Here is a 16,521-nt window from a genome sequence, read left to right as displayed (position 1 = left end):
TTACAGTTGCCACCTATAGTTAGAAAGACCAAACGAATGTTTGCTAGCCCGGCACAAATGATTTCTCTTCAGGGAATCATTCGAACTAAAAGGAGGCGGCAGGTGAATGTAAATGAAAGATAAACGGATAGAGGCTAAGCAGGATTATATGAAAGGGATGACGTACCAGCAACTAGCCGATCATTACAACGTCTCCATCCATACCGTTAAATCATGGAAAAGACGATACGGCTGGCAAAGACAAAAAACACCGTCAAAGCAGGCGCACTCGATCTTTCATCAATTTCTTTCAGATGAAACGATTGAAATCATGGAAAAAATGGATGGGCGCACATCTCTTGATATCATCTGGGATCAAATTCAAATTCAATACGCAGCCATTATTCGAGCGCAGCGCATCATGCATGTAGCAGATCAAGATGACATGATCAAAGAACTGAAAAAGGCGACGTACTTGCCTTCTTCATTAGAGGAAGAAACAGGCGAAGGCATTCATCCAGAGCCAGAGATCACGGCAGAGGAATTTTCGTTTCAATTTTCATGGGATCGGCATGCTACTTTTTTAAATGCCCAATCTCGTGCAATGGGAGAACTAAGACGGCTGATTAAACAGTTTGAAGAGCTCGCTCACGCAAAAGATGAACGAAGATTAAGGCTGAAGCAAATTGAGCTGACAATCGAAAAAACAAAAAAAGCAGTTCGTGAGGAAAAAGAAGAAGATCTTCATATCATGATCAAAAGAAAAGAGGACGATTCATGACGCCGTTGATTGAAAAAGAAGTCAATCCTCACTTTGAACACTTTTTGTTCGATTGGAATCAAAAGTTTCAGTTTTTAGTAGGCGGTTATGGCTCCTCCAAAAGCTATCACATTGCTTTAAAGCTGATTTTAAAACTGCTTGAGGAAAAACGAACAGCACTTGTCATTCGAGAAGTGTATGATACGCACCGGGAGTCGACCTACTCTCTTTTACAAGAAATCGTCAGCGATCTTGGCATCGATCATCTAGTAAAGTGCCGCAGTTCACCGCTTGCTCTCACTTTTCGCAATGGGAGCAGCATTTTATTTAAAGGACTGGACAAGCCTGAGAAATTGAAGTCGATCAACAACATCTCAATTATTTGGATTGAGGAGTGTTCCGAGGTTTCTTATGAAGGATTTAAAGAACTGCTTGGAAGGCTGAGACATCCGGTTTTACCTCTTTATATGATGTTATCGACGAATCCCGTTGGTCAGGATAATTGGACGTACAGACATTTCTTTCGAGATGAACAGCTGAAACGATTTGTCCTTGATGACGAAACCTTATACAAACAGCGAACCATCGTGATAAAAGATACGTACTATCACCACTCAACAGCAGAAGACAATCTATTTCTTCCTAGAAGCTATGTCAAGCAGCTGGATGAGCTGAAAGAATACGATCCAGACCTTTATCGAATTGCAAGGAAAGGATACTTCGGTATCAATGGCACAAAAGTGTTTCCGCAATTTGAGGTCAGACAGCATGCTGACGTATTAGATGCGATCGGGCAGATTGAAAGACCGCTGAAACGAGCGGGAATGGATTTTGGATTTGTCGAATCCTACAATGCGCTCATTCGGTTAGCTGTCGATCATGAAAAAAAGTACTTATATATTTATTGGGAATATTACGACCGCGGGAAAACAGATGATGAAACAGCTGTTGATTTGAAAGAATTTGTTGAATCAAAGGAACTCATTAAGGCAGACGCAGCAGAGCCTAAAACGATTCACTATTTTCGGCAGCGCGGATTTCAAATGGTCGCTGCGCATAAGTTCCAAGGGTCACGTTTGCAATATACAAAGAAAATTAAACGATTTAAGAAAATCATTTGTTCTGATGCTTGCCCTTATACCATCTATGAACTTCAATCACTAACCTATAAGGCAGATAAGAACGGCCGCTTAGAGGAAGATGAATTTCAAATCGACCCACACACATTATCCGCCATTTGGTATGCGCTAGATGATTATGAGGTGACCGATTTGAAACAGACTGCTTCAGAGCGTGTCCGTCCAAACCGGGAGAGGAGGTCCATACAATGAAACAATTAAAAGCAACGATTATGAAGGCCAACATGTCTGATCATACAAAACAAATGTATGAGGATGAATTTTCATACGAAAAAGATGACATTGTCCCGCCGCCCTACCATATCAATGAATTAAAAAGCATGGCAGAATACTCAACGATTCTTCAGCAATGTATAGATGCGTATCGAACAAACATTTTAGGCTTTGGCTTTGGGGTGGAATACGCCTTTGATTTTAATGCGGAAGATGTGAAACCGGTCAAAAAGAAGACAGCCGAGAAGGAATGGACAAGACTCGAAGAGTTTACGAAATACATGAACTATGATGAGTCTGCTGACGTGATTCTTGGTTATGTCCTAGAAGACCGGGAGAAAACAGGAAATGGCTTTTTAGAGGTGCTGCGGGATGGACAAGGAAAGCCGGCAGGAATCGAGTATTTGGATGCACTCCATATTCGCATTTGCAAGTTGAGTGAGCCAGTCGACGTCGAATTCCGCTACACAGAAAACGGCGAATTAAAGACGATGAATCGCAAGAAACGATTCCGAAAATATGTGCAGGTCATCAATGAGAAGAAAGTCTTTTTCAAGGAGTATGGTGATCCGCGCATATTAAATTATGAAACAGGCAAGTACGATGATGCTACACCAGAACCACTTCAAGCAACAGAAGTCATTCATTTTAAAATTGGCAGTGGGACGTATGGGATTCCCCGCTGGATTGGCAACATCGTCAATATGTATGGCGCACGAAAAGCAGAAGAGCTGAATTATCTTTATTTTAAGCAAGGAAGGCATGTACCTGGTGCCATCATTGTTGAAAACGGCATGCTGTCAGAGACTTCTTATCAGCAGCTACAAGATTATATGGATGATATTGAAGGGTCTGATCATGCGCATAAGTTTTTATTGCTCGAAGTAGAAGGGCTTCCGACAGAAAAAGGATTAACAGGTGAAGAAGATGTATCAAATGTCAAAGTGAATTTTAAATCCTTGGCGGAAATCCTGCAAGAGGATGCGCTCTTTTTAGAATACGATGAAAAGACGAGAAACAAAATCCGCTCCGCTTTTCGTCTGCCGCCTATTTACACAGGAGAGTCACAAGATTATAACAAGGCTACAGCAGATACCGCGCGAAAAACAACGGAGGAGCAAGTGTTTCAGCCAGAGCGGCATCTTATTGCAGGGAAACTCAATACTCTTTTTCTCCCGGATTTAGATATATGGCATGTCCGCTTTCTATTAAATGGTCCTGACTTTAGAGATCCATTAGAGATAGCGAAGGTTCTAACACCATTTATTCAGGCTGGGGCAGTATCGCCAAATGATTTACGAGATCTTGCGGGGCGTATTCTTGGTAAGACGTTAGAGGAATGGCCGGAAGAATTCTACCACCGACCTTTAGAAAGCCGCATAAAAACAGCTGATGGGCTGTCTCCATCCGAGTCAAACCAGCTGGAGAAATAGAAGGACGTGAGCTTTTTTTGAAAGGGGGTGAACATATGCCAAGGGAATTAAAAAACGCAAAAATTACACATGTTTCCTATGTGGACAAGGCCGCCAACCACAAGAAATTTTTCTTGATGAAAGCAAAGAAAAAGCAGCCTGACTTTCAAAAAGAAGTCAGTGTCCTGACGAAGGCAGATGATGCGCATCGCCTCGTATATGGCGTCGTGTATGAACCGAATACACCTGATGCACATCAAGACTTTATGTCGGCCAAAGAAATTGAAAGAGCAGCACACGGTTTTATGAAAGATGCCCGTCACATTGATAAACAGCATGATTTTCAAGACGGTGTTGGCGAAGTCGTCGAATCATACATTGCCCCAGCGGATTTTGAAGTAGGCGGGGAGCTGATTCAAAAAGGATCTTGGGTACTTGTGACAAAGGCATCACAAGATATTTGGGACCAAATTCAGCAAGGCCATATTACAGGCTACTCAATGGCTGGAACAGCAGACATCATCGCAATAGAGGAACACGATCAGCTCCTATCTCAAGAAACGAACGAGAGAGGGCTTTTTTCTTTGCTGAAAAATTTCTTTTTGAAAGAGGAAGGTGCAAATATGCCACAACAATTTTGGAGCGTTTTAGATCATCTGCTGGAAACGTTGCAGTCAAGTGATGGTGATGAGTCTAGCGTAAGAGCGGCACTTGAACAATTGATTCCAATCGTGCAGGATGTGTTGAAAACAAATGATGTCCTCCAAACGATTGGTGAAAGGCCAGCATCCGTTCAAAAGCAAGATGCCGGATTAACGACTGATCAAGTAAGCGAACTAGAAAAAGCAAAAATGGCCATCGACAACGTTTTACAAGCGGATAAACAAGGGACAGATCAAACAGGTGAAGAAGAACCTGTGCAAAAAGTGCTGGAGCAAGTGGTTGCGCCAATTCGTCATCAGCTCTCTTCCTTAGAGAAATCAGCAGGCAGAGAAAAAGCAGCGATTCAGGAAGTGCTTCAGCAACAGCTACTGCCTATTTCAGAGCGGATACACATGCTTGAAAAAGCGCGGGGCATTTCTAAACAAACAAATCAAGATACACAAAATGATATGACAAAGCCCATATGGGATGGCTTACTATAAGCCTAAATAAGGAGGAAAAAGTGTGAGAAATCAAGAGTTGATTCGCAAGGCTGAAATGACACTTGCCAGCTTAAAAACAGGCGGTCTCATGAACGCAGCCCAATCCAACACATTCATTAGAATGATGCAAAATACACCAACCGTTTTAAATGATGCACGTATCATTCCAATGGAAAGTGATTCACAAAAAATCGAAAAAATCGGCTTCGGTCAGCGCATTTTACGCCCAGCAGAAGAAGGCAAAGCGCTTGATGCAAAAGACCGTGTTGTCCCAGCGACAAGCACTGTCCAGCTCAATGCAAAAGAAGTCATTGCTGAGATCCATATGACGTACGACAGCATTGAAAACAACATTGAAAAAGACGGGATTCAGCAGACCATTATGCAAATGCTGGCGGAACGAGCGGCAGTCGATATTGAAGAACTGATCGTCAACGGTGATACAACATCACAAGATCCATTTTTAGCTCAAATGGATGGCGTACGAAAACAGGCAGTTTCTCATATTGTCGATGCGAATGGAGCGGAAATTAGCCGTCAAATGTTCAAACAAGCCTATAAAGCGATGCCGTCAAAATATTTACGTGTACCTCAGGATTTCCGTTTTTATACATCCCCAAGTTTAGAGGTCGAGTGGAAAGACCAAGTAGCAAACCGTCAGACAGGTCTCGGAGATGCGGCGATTCAAGGCGGACTTTCTTCTGCATTCGGTGTTCCGGTCAAAGGTCTTGCCAATATGCAGCCATATGATGAAGAAGGAACAGACGTATCAGATATTTTACTGACACATCCGAAAAACATTATCGTAGGGTTTTCTCGCAATATTCGTATTGAAGTAGAAAAAGATATTCGCAGCCGTAAGTTTATCATTGTTCTGACAGCGAAGCTCGACAGCAAATTTGAGGAAGAGGATGCTGTAGCCAAAGTAATGAAAGTGAAAGAGTAGGTGACAGCAGGCTATGATCATTTCTGCTGAGGAACTACAAGCCTATTCTGTATTTGATCGCGTGAAAAATCGTTCTGTAGAGAGACTAGCGGCAGATATTATTGAAGCAGAAGCAGCGGTATTTCAAATTGTCGGGCACGATTTTACACATGAAAAATATCAGCCCATTCCTGAAAAAGCAAGGATCGCCTTATTAAAAATGGCCCAGTATTTTGCCATGCTGAATGATGATGAATCCATGATGAAAGGCTTGACTTCAGAAAAAATGGGTGATTATTCATACGCAAAGGCAGCGGACAAAGTGAAAGGCAGACCTTATGTGTATGCCCTTCTTGTTGATTATATTGAACCTTCACTAACTGGCGGCAGCGCCAATTTAAAGGTGAGGTCATTATGAGCTATGATTCTCTATTAACGGATCGCTGTGATCTTTTTCACTTAGAGAATGAGGAGGCAGTCCGCGGCAAATTTGGTATACCAGCAGGGGATCTGCAAACGGACCTCACTTATCCTGATACACCAAGTATGAGAGATGTGGCTTGCTATGTTGTAGAAAAAAGCCAGTCACTCGTGCAAGAAGAACCGAATACAGTCATCTATCAGTCCTATCTCGTCCATTTCCCTTTAGCAAGCGACATTCGCTTGCATGACAAAATGGTGTGGAACGGCATCTCACTCAAATTGCAGCAGCCAAAAAGAGTGAAAAATCATCACATGGAAGTGATGGCCGTCAGAAAGGAAAACTTATGAAAATTGATGGACTTGACCTGCTGCTATCCCAGCTCCAACAGGCAAATAGTGGCGGATTAACGGCGCAATATCAAGAGTGGTTACAGGAAATGGGCTTACAGTTTTTAGACATCATTCAAGATGAAATCATCAAAGAAAAGGCTGTTGATACAGGCCGTCTCCTCAATTCCTTTCAAAAAGGTGACAAGGAGAATTACTTTCTCACTTCCCGAGGCGGGCTCACGCTAGAAGTAGGGACACAGCTTGATTATGCCTCTTACGTGAATGATGGACATGCCGTTTCTTCAAATGGAGAACGAAGATGGGTGCCTGGCAGATGGAACGGCAACCGCTTTGAATATGATCCGAACGCCAGTACTGGCATGATGCTTTCATCTCAATGGATTGAAGGAAATGGGTACTGGGATCATGCCGTCATGCTCTATGAACAAATGTTTGAACACTCGCTGGATCGAAAGCTTCAAAGCTGGATCGATCGACATTTTGGGAGGTGATGGAATGAATCAAGAAGTCGGGGCAATCATGCATTATATATACACACACTTTCCTGTGAAAATGTATGATCGTCTTCTGCCAGAGCGTTTTCAAGTGCCATCTGTTTATGTGCCGCCAGTGACTGTCATTAGTGGTCCAGATACAGTGTCTACTTTTATGAAATCTTATTCGCTGCAAGTGAAAGTGTTTCATATGAATACAGAAAAAGCGCATGATGCGGCGGAAACAGTCGTCGATGCATTGCTTGCTGATCGTCAAATCATTCAGATGATCAGTGAAGATGGAGAGGTGCTTGATGATTATGTCCGCATAAAAAGAGTGGAAACTAGAATCATAGATCAAGGTGTAGCAGCGATTGTCCTGACGTGGGATAGCAGCTATTGGTACAACCGAGATAAACAGCCAAGCCTAGAAGATATCAATTTTTCAGATGGGGTGATCAAACGTGAGCAAGACTAAAAAAACACAGCTCGATCAAACAGCGGGCGAAGAAAAAGAATTTGGCTTTTCATTTGAAGCCTTAAAAGAGCACAGCAAGGATCTTTTTGGGGTAAAACCAGAAATCCTTGAAGGTGCTCTTTTTTATATCAAACATCAACCAATTACAAAAACAGAAGCAAAGAAGCACATCGATGCTTTTTTGTCCAAGGAGGTTTAAAGGATGAACGGAGGCACTTTTACACCAGGTACAGAGAAAAAGCGTCCTGGCATTTACTTTAATTTTAAAACAACAGCAGAGCAGCGAATTACTTTAGGCGAGCGAGGAACAGTTGCACTTCCTCTTGTCATGAGCTGGGGAGAACCAAAAACCTTTATTTCCGTTTCCGATATGGAAGACTTAAATAAAAAGGTCGGGCTCAACATTGATGATAAGTCACTTCTTCTTTTCCGTGAAGCGAAGAAAAAAGCGCAAACGGTCTTGCTTTACCGCCTAAACGAAGGAGAGCCAGCCAAAGCGGAAATCGCAGAAAACTTTGTGGTCACAGCCAATTACGGTGGTCAAAAAGGAAATGAGATTACCATTCAAGTGGCAGAAAATGTACTCGACAGCACAAAACGTGACGTTATCACCTATCTTGGAACAGATATTGTCGATAAACAGGTGGTCAAAGATGTCAAAGATCTTGTGAAAAACAAATACGTTCAATTTTCTGGTGAAGGCGAAGCGGTCATTACTGCTGGAGCGGCTTTAAGCGGCGGGAAAAACGGTGTGGCAAGTGTCGCAGATTATACAGCTTTCCTAGAAGCAGCTGAAACGGAATACTTTGATGTTATTGCACTCCCAGTCGATAATAGTGAGCAATTAAAAGCAACATTCGCGTCATTTATTGAGCGTTTACGTAATAAGCAAGGACGTAAGGTGCAAGGCGTTGTGGCTAACTATGCAGCTGATCAAGAAGGAATCATCAATGTCACAAGCGGTGTTGTTTTAGAAGACGGAACAGAACTCGCGCCTGCTCAAACAACAGCTTGGGTCGCAGGAGCAAGTGCAGGAGCGACTTTTAATCAGTCACTGACCTTTGTTGAATACGAAGGCGCAGTCGATACATTAGAGCGTCTTGATAATGATCAAGTAGAATACCGTTTATCACAAGGAGAGTTTCTTTTCACTTTCGATGCAAGAGACCGCACGGTGAGCGTTGAAAAAGATATTAACTCTTTGACAAGCTTCACGGTTGAAAAGAACCAGCAAATGGCGAAAAACAAAATCATCCGTGTGCTAGATGCAATCAACAATGATTTAACATTTGAACTGAAAAATTTGATTAAATTACGCAAAGCCAATGGCAATGACATTCCAGCATCTGATGATGGAGTGCAGCTTGTGAAAACACTGATTACACAGTATCTCACACAACTTCAAGATGGAAGCGGCATTACAGGCTTTAACTCAGAAACAGACATCGTCATTGGCCTCAATGAAGATCGTGATGGATTTATCATCGATTTAGCAGTACAGCCAGTAGACGCAGCAGAAAAATTCTATTTCAATGTGGAGGTGAAGTAAGATGGCTTTTAAAGCGCAAAATACAATCTCAGGTAAAGAAGGTCGTCTTTTCTTAGAAGGTGAGGAGCTTGCCTTTATCAAAACGTTTGAAGCAAACGTGGAGAAAAATAAATCAGAAGTGAACGTAATGGGCCGCCGAATGACTGGCCATAAAACAACTGGGGCAAACGGAACAGGAACGGCAACATTCTATAAAGTTACGTCACGTTTCGTTCAACTCATGCTCAACTATGTGAAAAAAGGGGAAGATCCTTATTTCACTCTTCAAGCGGTAATTGATGATAAATCATCAGGCCGAGGCACAGAGCGTGTGACATTATTCGATGTCAACTTTGATTCAGCTAAAATTGCTGGACTAGATGTCGATTCAGAGGCACTTGAAGAAGAAGTTCCATTTACATTTGAAGACTTTGATCTGCCTGAAAAGCTGAAGAATTCTTTCTAAGAAATGCGGAGGAAATTAGCTAATTAATTAGCTAAATAAAAACCAAATATGCTATAATGCAAATGTAATGAAAAATGAATGCATTTGTAATGCACATTGCATTCAATGACACACAAAATTATGTTTACATGCAAAGCGATTTGCATACAATAAAAAGAAGCTAGGATGCGCTAACATCCCGGCAATGTACAATGAGGCCCTTCAAGGGGCTGGCCAATCGAATAGGATGTTCAGGATAGACTTTCCCTTTCACCTACCAAAGCTCAAGGGGGAGTCTATTTTTTGTCTATATATGTCAACAGGGCAATGATAAATGACCCGAAAGCAAGCATTAACATCAGTGCTTGGAATGTTGACATGAGCATCACCCCCTTCCTATCGGGGATGAGCCAGACGCCCTTGAGCAAGCCGTTCAATTGTACGTTCTCAATTATACATGAAAAGATTGGAAAGCACATTCAAAAATGGATGTGCTTTTTTGTATTCAAAAAAAACAAACAAAAGGGAGTTTTTAAACATGAGCGAAAAACAAACATTTGATCTTTCATTTTTTATGCCAGGACAAACAGTAGAAGCAGAAGAGGTCAAAGTACCAATTTCTAAGCGTTTTGTTGATAAAAAAGGGAATGTCATTCCTTTTGTCTTCAAAGCGATTACCACGGAACGTATTGATGAACTGGAAAAAGAAAACACCACGTTCAAAAATGTCAAAGGCAGAGGCCGCGTAAAAGACTTAGACAGCCAGCGCTTCTATGCACGAATTGCCATTGAATCGACGATTTATCCAGATTTCCGCTCAAAGGAATTAAGAGAAGCCTACAGCACACAAGATCCAGTTGAAGTTGCAAAACGTGTTTTATCTGTCGGCGGTGAATATGCAAACTGGTTAAACAAAGCGATTGAAATCAATGGATTTGAAGACGAAATTGAAGATTTAGAAGAAGCAGCAAAAAACTAATAAAAGATGGGGATAAGGAAGCGGTGTTTTTATATTACGCCATGCATGAGCTTCACTATTCTCCATCAGAACTCCTCGATTTATACGAAGCACCAAGACAATTTAAGGCATTCTTATTCGGACTCATCAGCTACAAACTCGACATGCTAGAAAAAGAAGCAAAGAAAGGAGGGAAATAAACTGGCGAAGCTCACTGCACGATTTGAATTAGAAGACAAAGTATCAAAGAAGCTGTTGCGCATTCAAAAACGATTTCAAACGTTTGAGAAGCAGCTCAAACCATTTAGAAAACCGGTGAAAATAAGCCTGGAAATGGATGAAAAGAAGCTAAGGAACCTCAATTTATCGATTAGAAGGTTTTCTGTATTATCCATGAAGCTAGATCAAGGAATCTATCGTGATCTCAAATCATTAACAAACCAGCTGAACATGATACCGAAACAGATGATCATATCCATTCAAGCAAAAGGACTAGATGTCATTAAATCCAGTATAGATCGCTTGAAACAATCACAAGCAAGTCCAATCCTGCTGACGTTCAAACTGAATGATCAGTTGTCAGGAAAAATGTCATCAATCAAAAAATCAATCCTTCAGCTCATGAACAGAACGTACTATATGAGATTAAACATGGTTGACCAAGCCACCGCTGCCATTCAACGAATCAAAAAGACACTCAAAAGCTTGACAATGGCTAAACATGAGATCAGAGTGTCTGTTCAAGACAATGCAAAGAGTAAGTTGAAAAAACGAGATCAGGCAGAGTCAGTTGTGAAAGAAAAGAAAATCAAAAAGAAACCTAATGCGACAGCTGCTACAAAAACGCAGGAAAACAAACAAAGCTGGCTGGGGAATTTGGGGAACAAGGCGTTAAAAGAAATTGAAAAATATGCAGGTGACGTCTCAGATAAATTGAAGGAAAAATTAAGCCCTAGGAAATTTTGGGATGAAAAGGCGCTACCTTGGATTGAAACGAAAATAGACGACTACAAGCAAGAAGTAATCGGACGAATTCGTGAGAAAATTAAAATCAATCCTGAAGAGTATCTAGATAAATGGTTTAACAAAGGATTAGATTTGATCCTTGGTCCGAAAAACCCTTCAAATAACTCGGATGGGTCTAATAATAATACTTCACCAGGTCAGTTGGGTAACCAGAACTCAGACCAAACGCAAAACGGAAAAGGTTTATTTAAAATAAGCTGCTGTTCTTGTTGTGCAAAAGGTTTAAATCCAACTGGAACTACCCAAACAGATAATAGAAATGGTCCGAAAAACAAACCGAATAATCCAACTGGAACTACGAGGGTTGAAAAGAATAAAAAATCTCCAACTAAATTAGGCAGTTTAACCAAAAAAATTCCAGGTATTATGGCTATAGCTGGTCTCGCTGGGATATTCAAAGATACTGATAAGCTAAAAGGCTTAGGAGATACATTTAAAAATTTAGGTAAAGGTGCAGGCAAGTTATTAAAAAAAGTACCCATACTTGGGCCTTTACTTAGTGCAACAGAATTAATTGGCACAACAAAAGAAAATGTAGGTGAAAAAGTAGGAGGATTCGGCGGGGGCATTGCTGGTGGTATGGGTGGTGCCGCGATAGGAACAATGATTGCACCAGGTATTGGAACAGCAATCGGCGGAATTTTAGGAAGCATTTTAGGTGAAGGTTTAGGAAAATGGGTCGGAAAGATGTTTGATGACGGAACCTTGAAGAAAAAATGGGATGACATTGTCAAAGGTGCTGAAAATGCAGTTAATTGGATTAAAGATACTTGGAACAAAGTTTCAGGATGGATCAATAATAATGTATTAACTCCTATTACAACATTCTTCGGTGAGACATGGAATTGGATCACTGAAAAATGGGGACAACTTTCTTCTTGGTTCATGGAAAAAGTTTGGCTGCCTATTTATAATTTTTCAGTTCCGATTATCAATTTTGTAGTTGGCGTATTTGATGTTGCATGGACAATTATCAAAAATATTTGGGCAGTAGCATCAAAATGGTTCATGGATTATGTTTGGGAACCATTTGGCCAATATGCGATAGAAGCAATTGGTTGGGTGTGGAATAAACTTGTTGACACATGGAACTGGATTCAGGAAACATGGGGGATATTTTCTGAATGGTTTTTAACAAATGTTTGGGACCCATTCGGTCAATATGCGATAGAAGCAATTGGCTGGGTATGGAACAAGCTTGTTGAAACGTGGAACTGGATTCAAGAAACATGGGGTGTTTTCTCTGAATGGTTTTTAACAAATGTTTGGGACCCATTCGGTCAATATGCGATAGAAGCAATTGGCTGGGTATGGAACAAACTTGTTGAAACGTGGAACTGGATTCAAGAAACATGGAGTGTATTTTCTGAATGGTTTAATGAATATGTTTGGACACCGTTTAAAACATATGCATTGCCAGCCATTACTTTTGTGTGGAATTTGTTTCAAAATACATGGAACTGGATTAAAACTACATGGGAAAAACTCTCTACTTGGTTTGATGAAAACGTATGGCAACCGTATCAAAAATATGCAGAACCAGCAATAAAATTTGTTTGGGAAACGTTTAAATCAGTTTGGGAAACGATCAAAGGTGTTTGGGAAACAGTGAGTGATTGGTTCAATAAAAATGTCTTTGAGCCATTAAAGAAACATGCTGAGGAACTAACAGAAACGTGGGAAAAAATGTTTGGTTTTATTGGTAGAATAGTAGATAAAGCAAAAGAAATAGGCGGCGGAGTAATAGAATTTTTCATAGGTAAAGGCGAAGAGAAAACCGGTTTAAAACAGGTTGGTCATAAAGCTACTGGGGGGTATATTACTAAACCTATGCTTTCTTGGATAGGGGAAGCGGGCAAGGAGTTTGTTATTCCAACGGAAAACAATAGAGGTCGAGGGAAGATGTTACTTGCTCAAGCAGCAACTCACCTTGGGATGAATGTTGTTCCAAAAAGCGCTAGTAATTTGGCTTCATCGAATGTCTCAGCTAAGCAGAGGACAGACGTAACCTCATCTGTTTCTTTATCTGGAAGAGGTTCAATATCAATGAACAACTCCGAAAGTGGCGTTAGTTATGGAAAAGAATTTACTTCTGATTTTGAGAAGGGGATGAATAGTAATAAAATTTCTCTTAATCAGTGGAAACAAGCCAATATTGACCAACCATTTAATCAAATTCAAGCAGCTTCTTCGGTTTATGGTTCACAAACTGTTGCTGGCTTTGCTTCAGGTCAAAACATGACATCTACTGGCACAAGCCAATACGTAGACCAACACGTCAAACAACCATTCCTGCAAGCCAAACAAGAATCACCAGGATGGGGTTCAGGAATGATCGACGCCTTCAATAGCGGCATGCGTTCAAAAGCAAGTGAAGTCACACAAGCTGCCAAAGAAATGGCGAAGAAAGTGGAACAGGCGTTTAGAGAAGAACTAGACATTCATTCTCCTTCACGTGTCATGATGAATTTAGGGAAATTCGCATCGATTGGTGTCGTCAAAGGGCTCGATTCAGTTGATGTGAAAAAGTTTGCTGAAAATCAAGCGGGTTCATTAATCGGAGCGTTCAGCGGTATGGGTGCTTCAGGTCTTAGTGTTCAGCAATGGCTCATGGCAGCTCTGATGGCGACTGGCACATCGATGAGTTGGCTTCCAGGTCTTATGACAATCGCTCAGCACGAATCAAATGGTAACCCGAAAGCCATCAACTTGTGGGATTCCAACGCCAAGAAGGGAACGCCTTCTAAAGGGTTAATGCAAACCATTGGACCGACCTTCCATTCCAATAAAGGCAAGGGCATGAATGATATTTGGAACCCAATTCATAATGCCGTAGCAGCCATTAACTACATTAAGGGCAGATATGGAACAGTCTTCAATACACCGGGATTACGGAGTATGAGAAGAGGCGGTCCTTATAAAGGCTACGCCAATGGCGGTCTGATTACTCAGGAGCAGGTAGCTAGAGTCGGTGAAGGAAACAAACGTGAATGGATTATTCCAGAAGAAAGAGGCATTCGCGGGAGATATTTATTGACGCAGGCAGCCAAGGCACTTGGGATGCAAGTCTATGATCCATCAAATGCATCTGCTCCTTTACCAGAATCACAGATGCAGCAAGTCACCTCAGCACAGTCAGCTGGGACTGCAACAACGTCTGGTAATAAACAAATCACCATCCAGTTCAATGGTGATCAGCATTTCCATAATGGACAGGATCAGCAATCGCTTGTCGAAAAAATTAGACAAATGCTTGTAGACGAACTGGAAGTAGAGCTTCAGACAGGAACGAAAGGGGTCGTGATCGATGGGTAAATCAGTGTATCAATTGTGGATTTCCCAAGGCAAGGAGAAGTTGCGATTCCCTGTGCTTCCATCCGAACTTGAAATTACAAATAATGTACAAAATGAAACAGTGAAGGTCTCCTCCTTTGGAGAACTGACTTTTATTGATGTACCATCGGCTAAACAAGTATCATTCACCTCATTATTTCCTAAGAAATATTCGCCAATTGCTGAATATAAAAGCATTCCATCACCAGAGAATGCAATAGCGAAAATTGAACGAATGATGCGTTCAAAGAAGTCTGTGCGACTGATTGTGACAGGGACTAAAATCAACATGACGTGCAGCATTGAGAGCTTCACTCACAAGGAAGGGTCTTATGACATAGGGGATCGTGAATTTACGATCGAGTTAAAGGAATATAAAACCGCATCGCCTAGGAAAATCAAACGGAAGAAAAAAGCAAAACAAACCAAAAAGAAAAGACCCTCAAAAACACCACCAAAATTGTACACTGTCAAAAAAGGAGATACTCTTTGGGCCATTTCAGGCCGTTTTTATGGCGATAGTACAAAATGGCGGCGTATTTGGAATGCCAATAAAGCAGCGATGATCAAACGAAGTAAACGCAATATTAAACAGCCGGGACATTGGATTTTTCCAGGGCAAAAATTGAAAATACCACAATAGGGGGGCTGACATTGATTGAGCTTTTTGCCATCAGAAGCGGCACGATGTATGAGCTTGTCACAGAGAGTGTGACACTTCAGGGGCAAAGGTATCAGGCCCCTCGCTCTATTCAGGCGAATATTATCACAAAGCAAGGCAGTCAAACATATTACCGTGTCTCAGAAGGAGACACGGTTCTTTTTAAATGGAAAGGAAAAGAGCTGTTCAGAGGCATCGTGTTTTCTAGGACGCCTGTTGAAGGAAAGCTGACCTTTACCGCATACGATATGCTCCAATATTTAGTGAAAAACCAAGATGTATATGTTTTTTCAAATCAACGGGCAGATCAAATTTTGAGGCGGATCGGGGCAGACTTTCAAATTCCTATGACATCCATCGCAAATACAGGACATGTCATGAAGTCTCTCGTTTTTAAAAATGACACGAGTTTATATGACATCATTTTAAAAGCATTGAAAGAAACGAAGCGGCAAACCGGTAGAAATTATCAAATTTATTCTGCTAAAGGCAAGATGGGACTGAGAGCTTGGCCCGATCCAGAGGACGTGTGGGTCATTGAATCAGGCGTCAACCTCATCGGTTATCAGTACAGCACCTCCATTGAAGAGACAGCAACACGTGTGAAGATGCGCACGTCTGTAGACGAACAGGGGAAGAATAAGAAAAAAGGTAGCAAATCAGATATTGTGGTGATCGAACAGGATAAAGCGGGTCAGAGTCAGTACGGCATTTTACAGCATGTGGAGACGGTCACAGGTCAAATCAACCAGCCGCAGCTTCAAAAAAGAGCGAAAGTACGCCTAGCTGAAAAAAAAGGCGTCAAACAAGAAGTGAAAAGCATACAAGCACTAGGAATCCCTGAACTGCAAAGCGGTCTGCCAATCTATTTGAAAATCCCTGAAATCAACATCAAAAAAACCTACTGGATCGATCAAGACAAGCATGAATTCAATGGAGTGAAGCACACCATGACAATTGACGTCGTTGAGAAAAATTCCATGCCAAAGGGTGATCAAGCATGAGATTAAGTGAAGCGATTAAACGACTCGCTGTCAATGCAGTAGATGCAGCTTCTCCAATTGATCTGGTGATTGGAGAGGTCACAATGGCTTCGCCTCTTCACATCCGATTAAATGAAAATAGTAAGCTGATCATTCCAGAAGAACTGCTTATTTGGCCTAAACGCTTAAATAAGGGTGAGGATGATGAGTTGAAAAAGGGAGACAGCATTATGGTACTTGCAATGGCAGGAGGGCAGTCCTTTTACATCATCGACAAATTGTAAGGGAG

General features: G+C 41.4%; 19 protein-coding genes. 18 read left to right on the top strand and 1 reads right to left on the bottom strand.

Going from position 1 to position 16,521, the window contains the following annotated elements:
• The first annotated feature begins 112 nt into the window (after positions 1-112).
• The 12 genes from terS to MHI58_RS15035 are packed head-to-tail and all read left to right on the top strand — an operon-like array spanning position 113 to position 9,292.
• Complete coding sequence (gene terS, locus MHI58_RS15090) at positions 113-760, top strand: phage terminase small subunit (protein WP_008344125.1); 648 nt, start codon at positions 113-115, stop codon at positions 758-760.
• 8 nt (positions 761-768) lie between these two features.
• Positions 769-2,070: a PBSX family phage terminase large subunit gene (locus MHI58_RS15085; RefSeq protein ID WP_256689362.1), complete on the top strand. Its 1,302-nt coding sequence runs from the start codon at positions 769-771 to the stop codon at positions 2,068-2,070.
• A complete protein-coding gene (locus MHI58_RS15080) occupies positions 2,067-3,524 on the top strand; it encodes a phage portal protein (protein ID WP_340937531.1) in 1,458 nt (485 codons plus the stop codon). The genes MHI58_RS15085 and MHI58_RS15080 overlap by 4 nt, the downstream gene beginning before the upstream one ends.
• Positions 3,525-3,559: 35 nt before the next feature.
• Positions 3,560-4,648, top strand: coding sequence for an XkdF-like putative serine protease domain-containing protein (locus MHI58_RS15075; RefSeq protein ID WP_368004334.1), 1,089 nt, complete (start codon positions 3,560-3,562; stop codon positions 4,646-4,648).
• A 22-nt stretch (positions 4,649-4,670) separates the two neighbouring features.
• Positions 4,671-5,594, top strand: coding sequence for a phage major capsid protein (locus MHI58_RS15070; protein WP_008344119.1), 924 nt, complete (start codon positions 4,671-4,673; stop codon positions 5,592-5,594).
• A gap of 13 nt (positions 5,595-5,607) precedes the next feature.
• Positions 5,608-5,991 carry a DUF3199 family protein gene (locus MHI58_RS15065; protein WP_024719690.1) on the top strand — a complete coding sequence of 128 codons (384 nt, stop codon included), beginning with the start codon at positions 5,608-5,610 and terminating at the stop codon, positions 5,989-5,991.
• On the top strand, positions 5,988-6,344 hold the full coding sequence (locus MHI58_RS15060; protein ID WP_017367938.1) for a YqbH/XkdH family protein: 357 nt from the start codon (positions 5,988-5,990) through the stop codon (positions 6,342-6,344). Before MHI58_RS15065 ends, MHI58_RS15060 begins: the two co-directional genes overlap by 4 nt.
• Positions 6,341-6,838: an HK97 gp10 family phage protein gene (locus MHI58_RS15055; protein ID WP_041507679.1), complete on the top strand. Its 498-nt coding sequence runs from the start codon at positions 6,341-6,343 to the stop codon at positions 6,836-6,838. The genes MHI58_RS15060 and MHI58_RS15055 overlap by 4 nt, the downstream gene beginning before the upstream one ends.
• 4 nt (positions 6,839-6,842) lie before the next feature.
• Positions 6,843-7,298 (top strand): DUF6838 family protein, encoded by a 456-nt coding sequence (locus MHI58_RS15050; RefSeq protein WP_041507678.1) that lies wholly within the window; start codon positions 6,843-6,845, stop codon positions 7,296-7,298.
• Entirely contained in the window at positions 7,285-7,497 is a 213-nt protein-coding gene (locus MHI58_RS15045; protein ID WP_008344108.1) for a hypothetical protein, read from the top strand. Before MHI58_RS15050 ends, MHI58_RS15045 begins: the two co-directional genes overlap by 14 nt.
• Positions 7,498-7,500: 3 nt before the next feature.
• Positions 7,501-8,847: a phage tail sheath family protein gene (locus MHI58_RS15040; protein WP_045034526.1), complete on the top strand. Its 1,347-nt coding sequence runs from the start codon at positions 7,501-7,503 to the stop codon at positions 8,845-8,847.
• Position 8,848: 1 nt separating this feature from the next.
• Complete coding sequence (locus MHI58_RS15035) at positions 8,849-9,292, top strand: phage tail tube protein (protein ID WP_003213309.1); 444 nt, start codon at positions 8,849-8,851, stop codon at positions 9,290-9,292.
• A 275-nt stretch (positions 9,293-9,567) separates the two neighbouring features.
• On the opposite strand, the gene MHI58_RS15030 is transcribed toward MHI58_RS15035, so the two are convergent.
• Complete coding sequence (locus MHI58_RS15030) at positions 9,568-9,657, bottom strand: putative holin-like toxin (protein ID WP_072368332.1); 90 nt, start codon at positions 9,655-9,657, stop codon at positions 9,568-9,570.
• Between the two features lie 152 nt (positions 9,658-9,809).
• Between MHI58_RS15030 and MHI58_RS15025 the strand changes: the two genes are divergently transcribed.
• The 6 genes from MHI58_RS15025 to MHI58_RS15000 are packed head-to-tail and all read left to right on the top strand — an operon-like array spanning position 9,810 to position 16,516.
• Positions 9,810-10,250 carry a phage portal protein gene (locus MHI58_RS15025; RefSeq protein ID WP_012011040.1) on the top strand — a complete coding sequence of 147 codons (441 nt, stop codon included), beginning with the start codon at positions 9,810-9,812 and terminating at the stop codon, positions 10,248-10,250.
• A gap of 41 nt (positions 10,251-10,291) precedes the next feature.
• A complete protein-coding gene (locus tag MHI58_RS15020) occupies positions 10,292-10,429 on the top strand; it encodes a hypothetical protein (protein WP_008344097.1) in 138 nt (45 codons plus the stop codon).
• Positions 10,430-10,484: 55 nt separating this feature from the next.
• Complete coding sequence (locus MHI58_RS15015; RefSeq protein WP_056408266.1) at positions 10,485-14,570, top strand: transglycosylase SLT domain-containing protein; 4,086 nt, start codon at positions 10,485-10,487, stop codon at positions 14,568-14,570.
• A complete protein-coding gene (locus tag MHI58_RS15010) occupies positions 14,563-15,231 on the top strand; it encodes a LysM peptidoglycan-binding domain-containing protein (protein ID WP_007500584.1) in 669 nt (222 codons plus the stop codon). The genes MHI58_RS15015 and MHI58_RS15010 overlap by 8 nt, the downstream gene beginning before the upstream one ends.
• Before the next feature lie 11 nt (positions 15,232-15,242).
• Entirely contained in the window at positions 15,243-16,253 is a 1,011-nt protein-coding gene (locus tag MHI58_RS15005; protein ID WP_017367933.1) for a hypothetical protein, read from the top strand.
• Positions 16,250-16,516 (top strand): DUF2577 family protein, encoded by a 267-nt coding sequence (locus MHI58_RS15000; RefSeq protein WP_039169977.1) that lies wholly within the window; start codon positions 16,250-16,252, stop codon positions 16,514-16,516. The genes MHI58_RS15005 and MHI58_RS15000 overlap by 4 nt, the downstream gene beginning before the upstream one ends.
• Positions 16,517-16,521: the final 5 nt, after the last annotated feature.

The organism is Bacillus sp. FSL K6-2869, from assembly GCF_040869405.1.
In the GTDB taxonomy this organism is placed as follows: domain Bacteria; phylum Bacillota; class Bacilli; order Bacillales; family Bacillaceae; genus Bacillus; species Bacillus altitudinis.
This window is presented reverse-complemented; position numbering and strand designations above follow the sequence as displayed.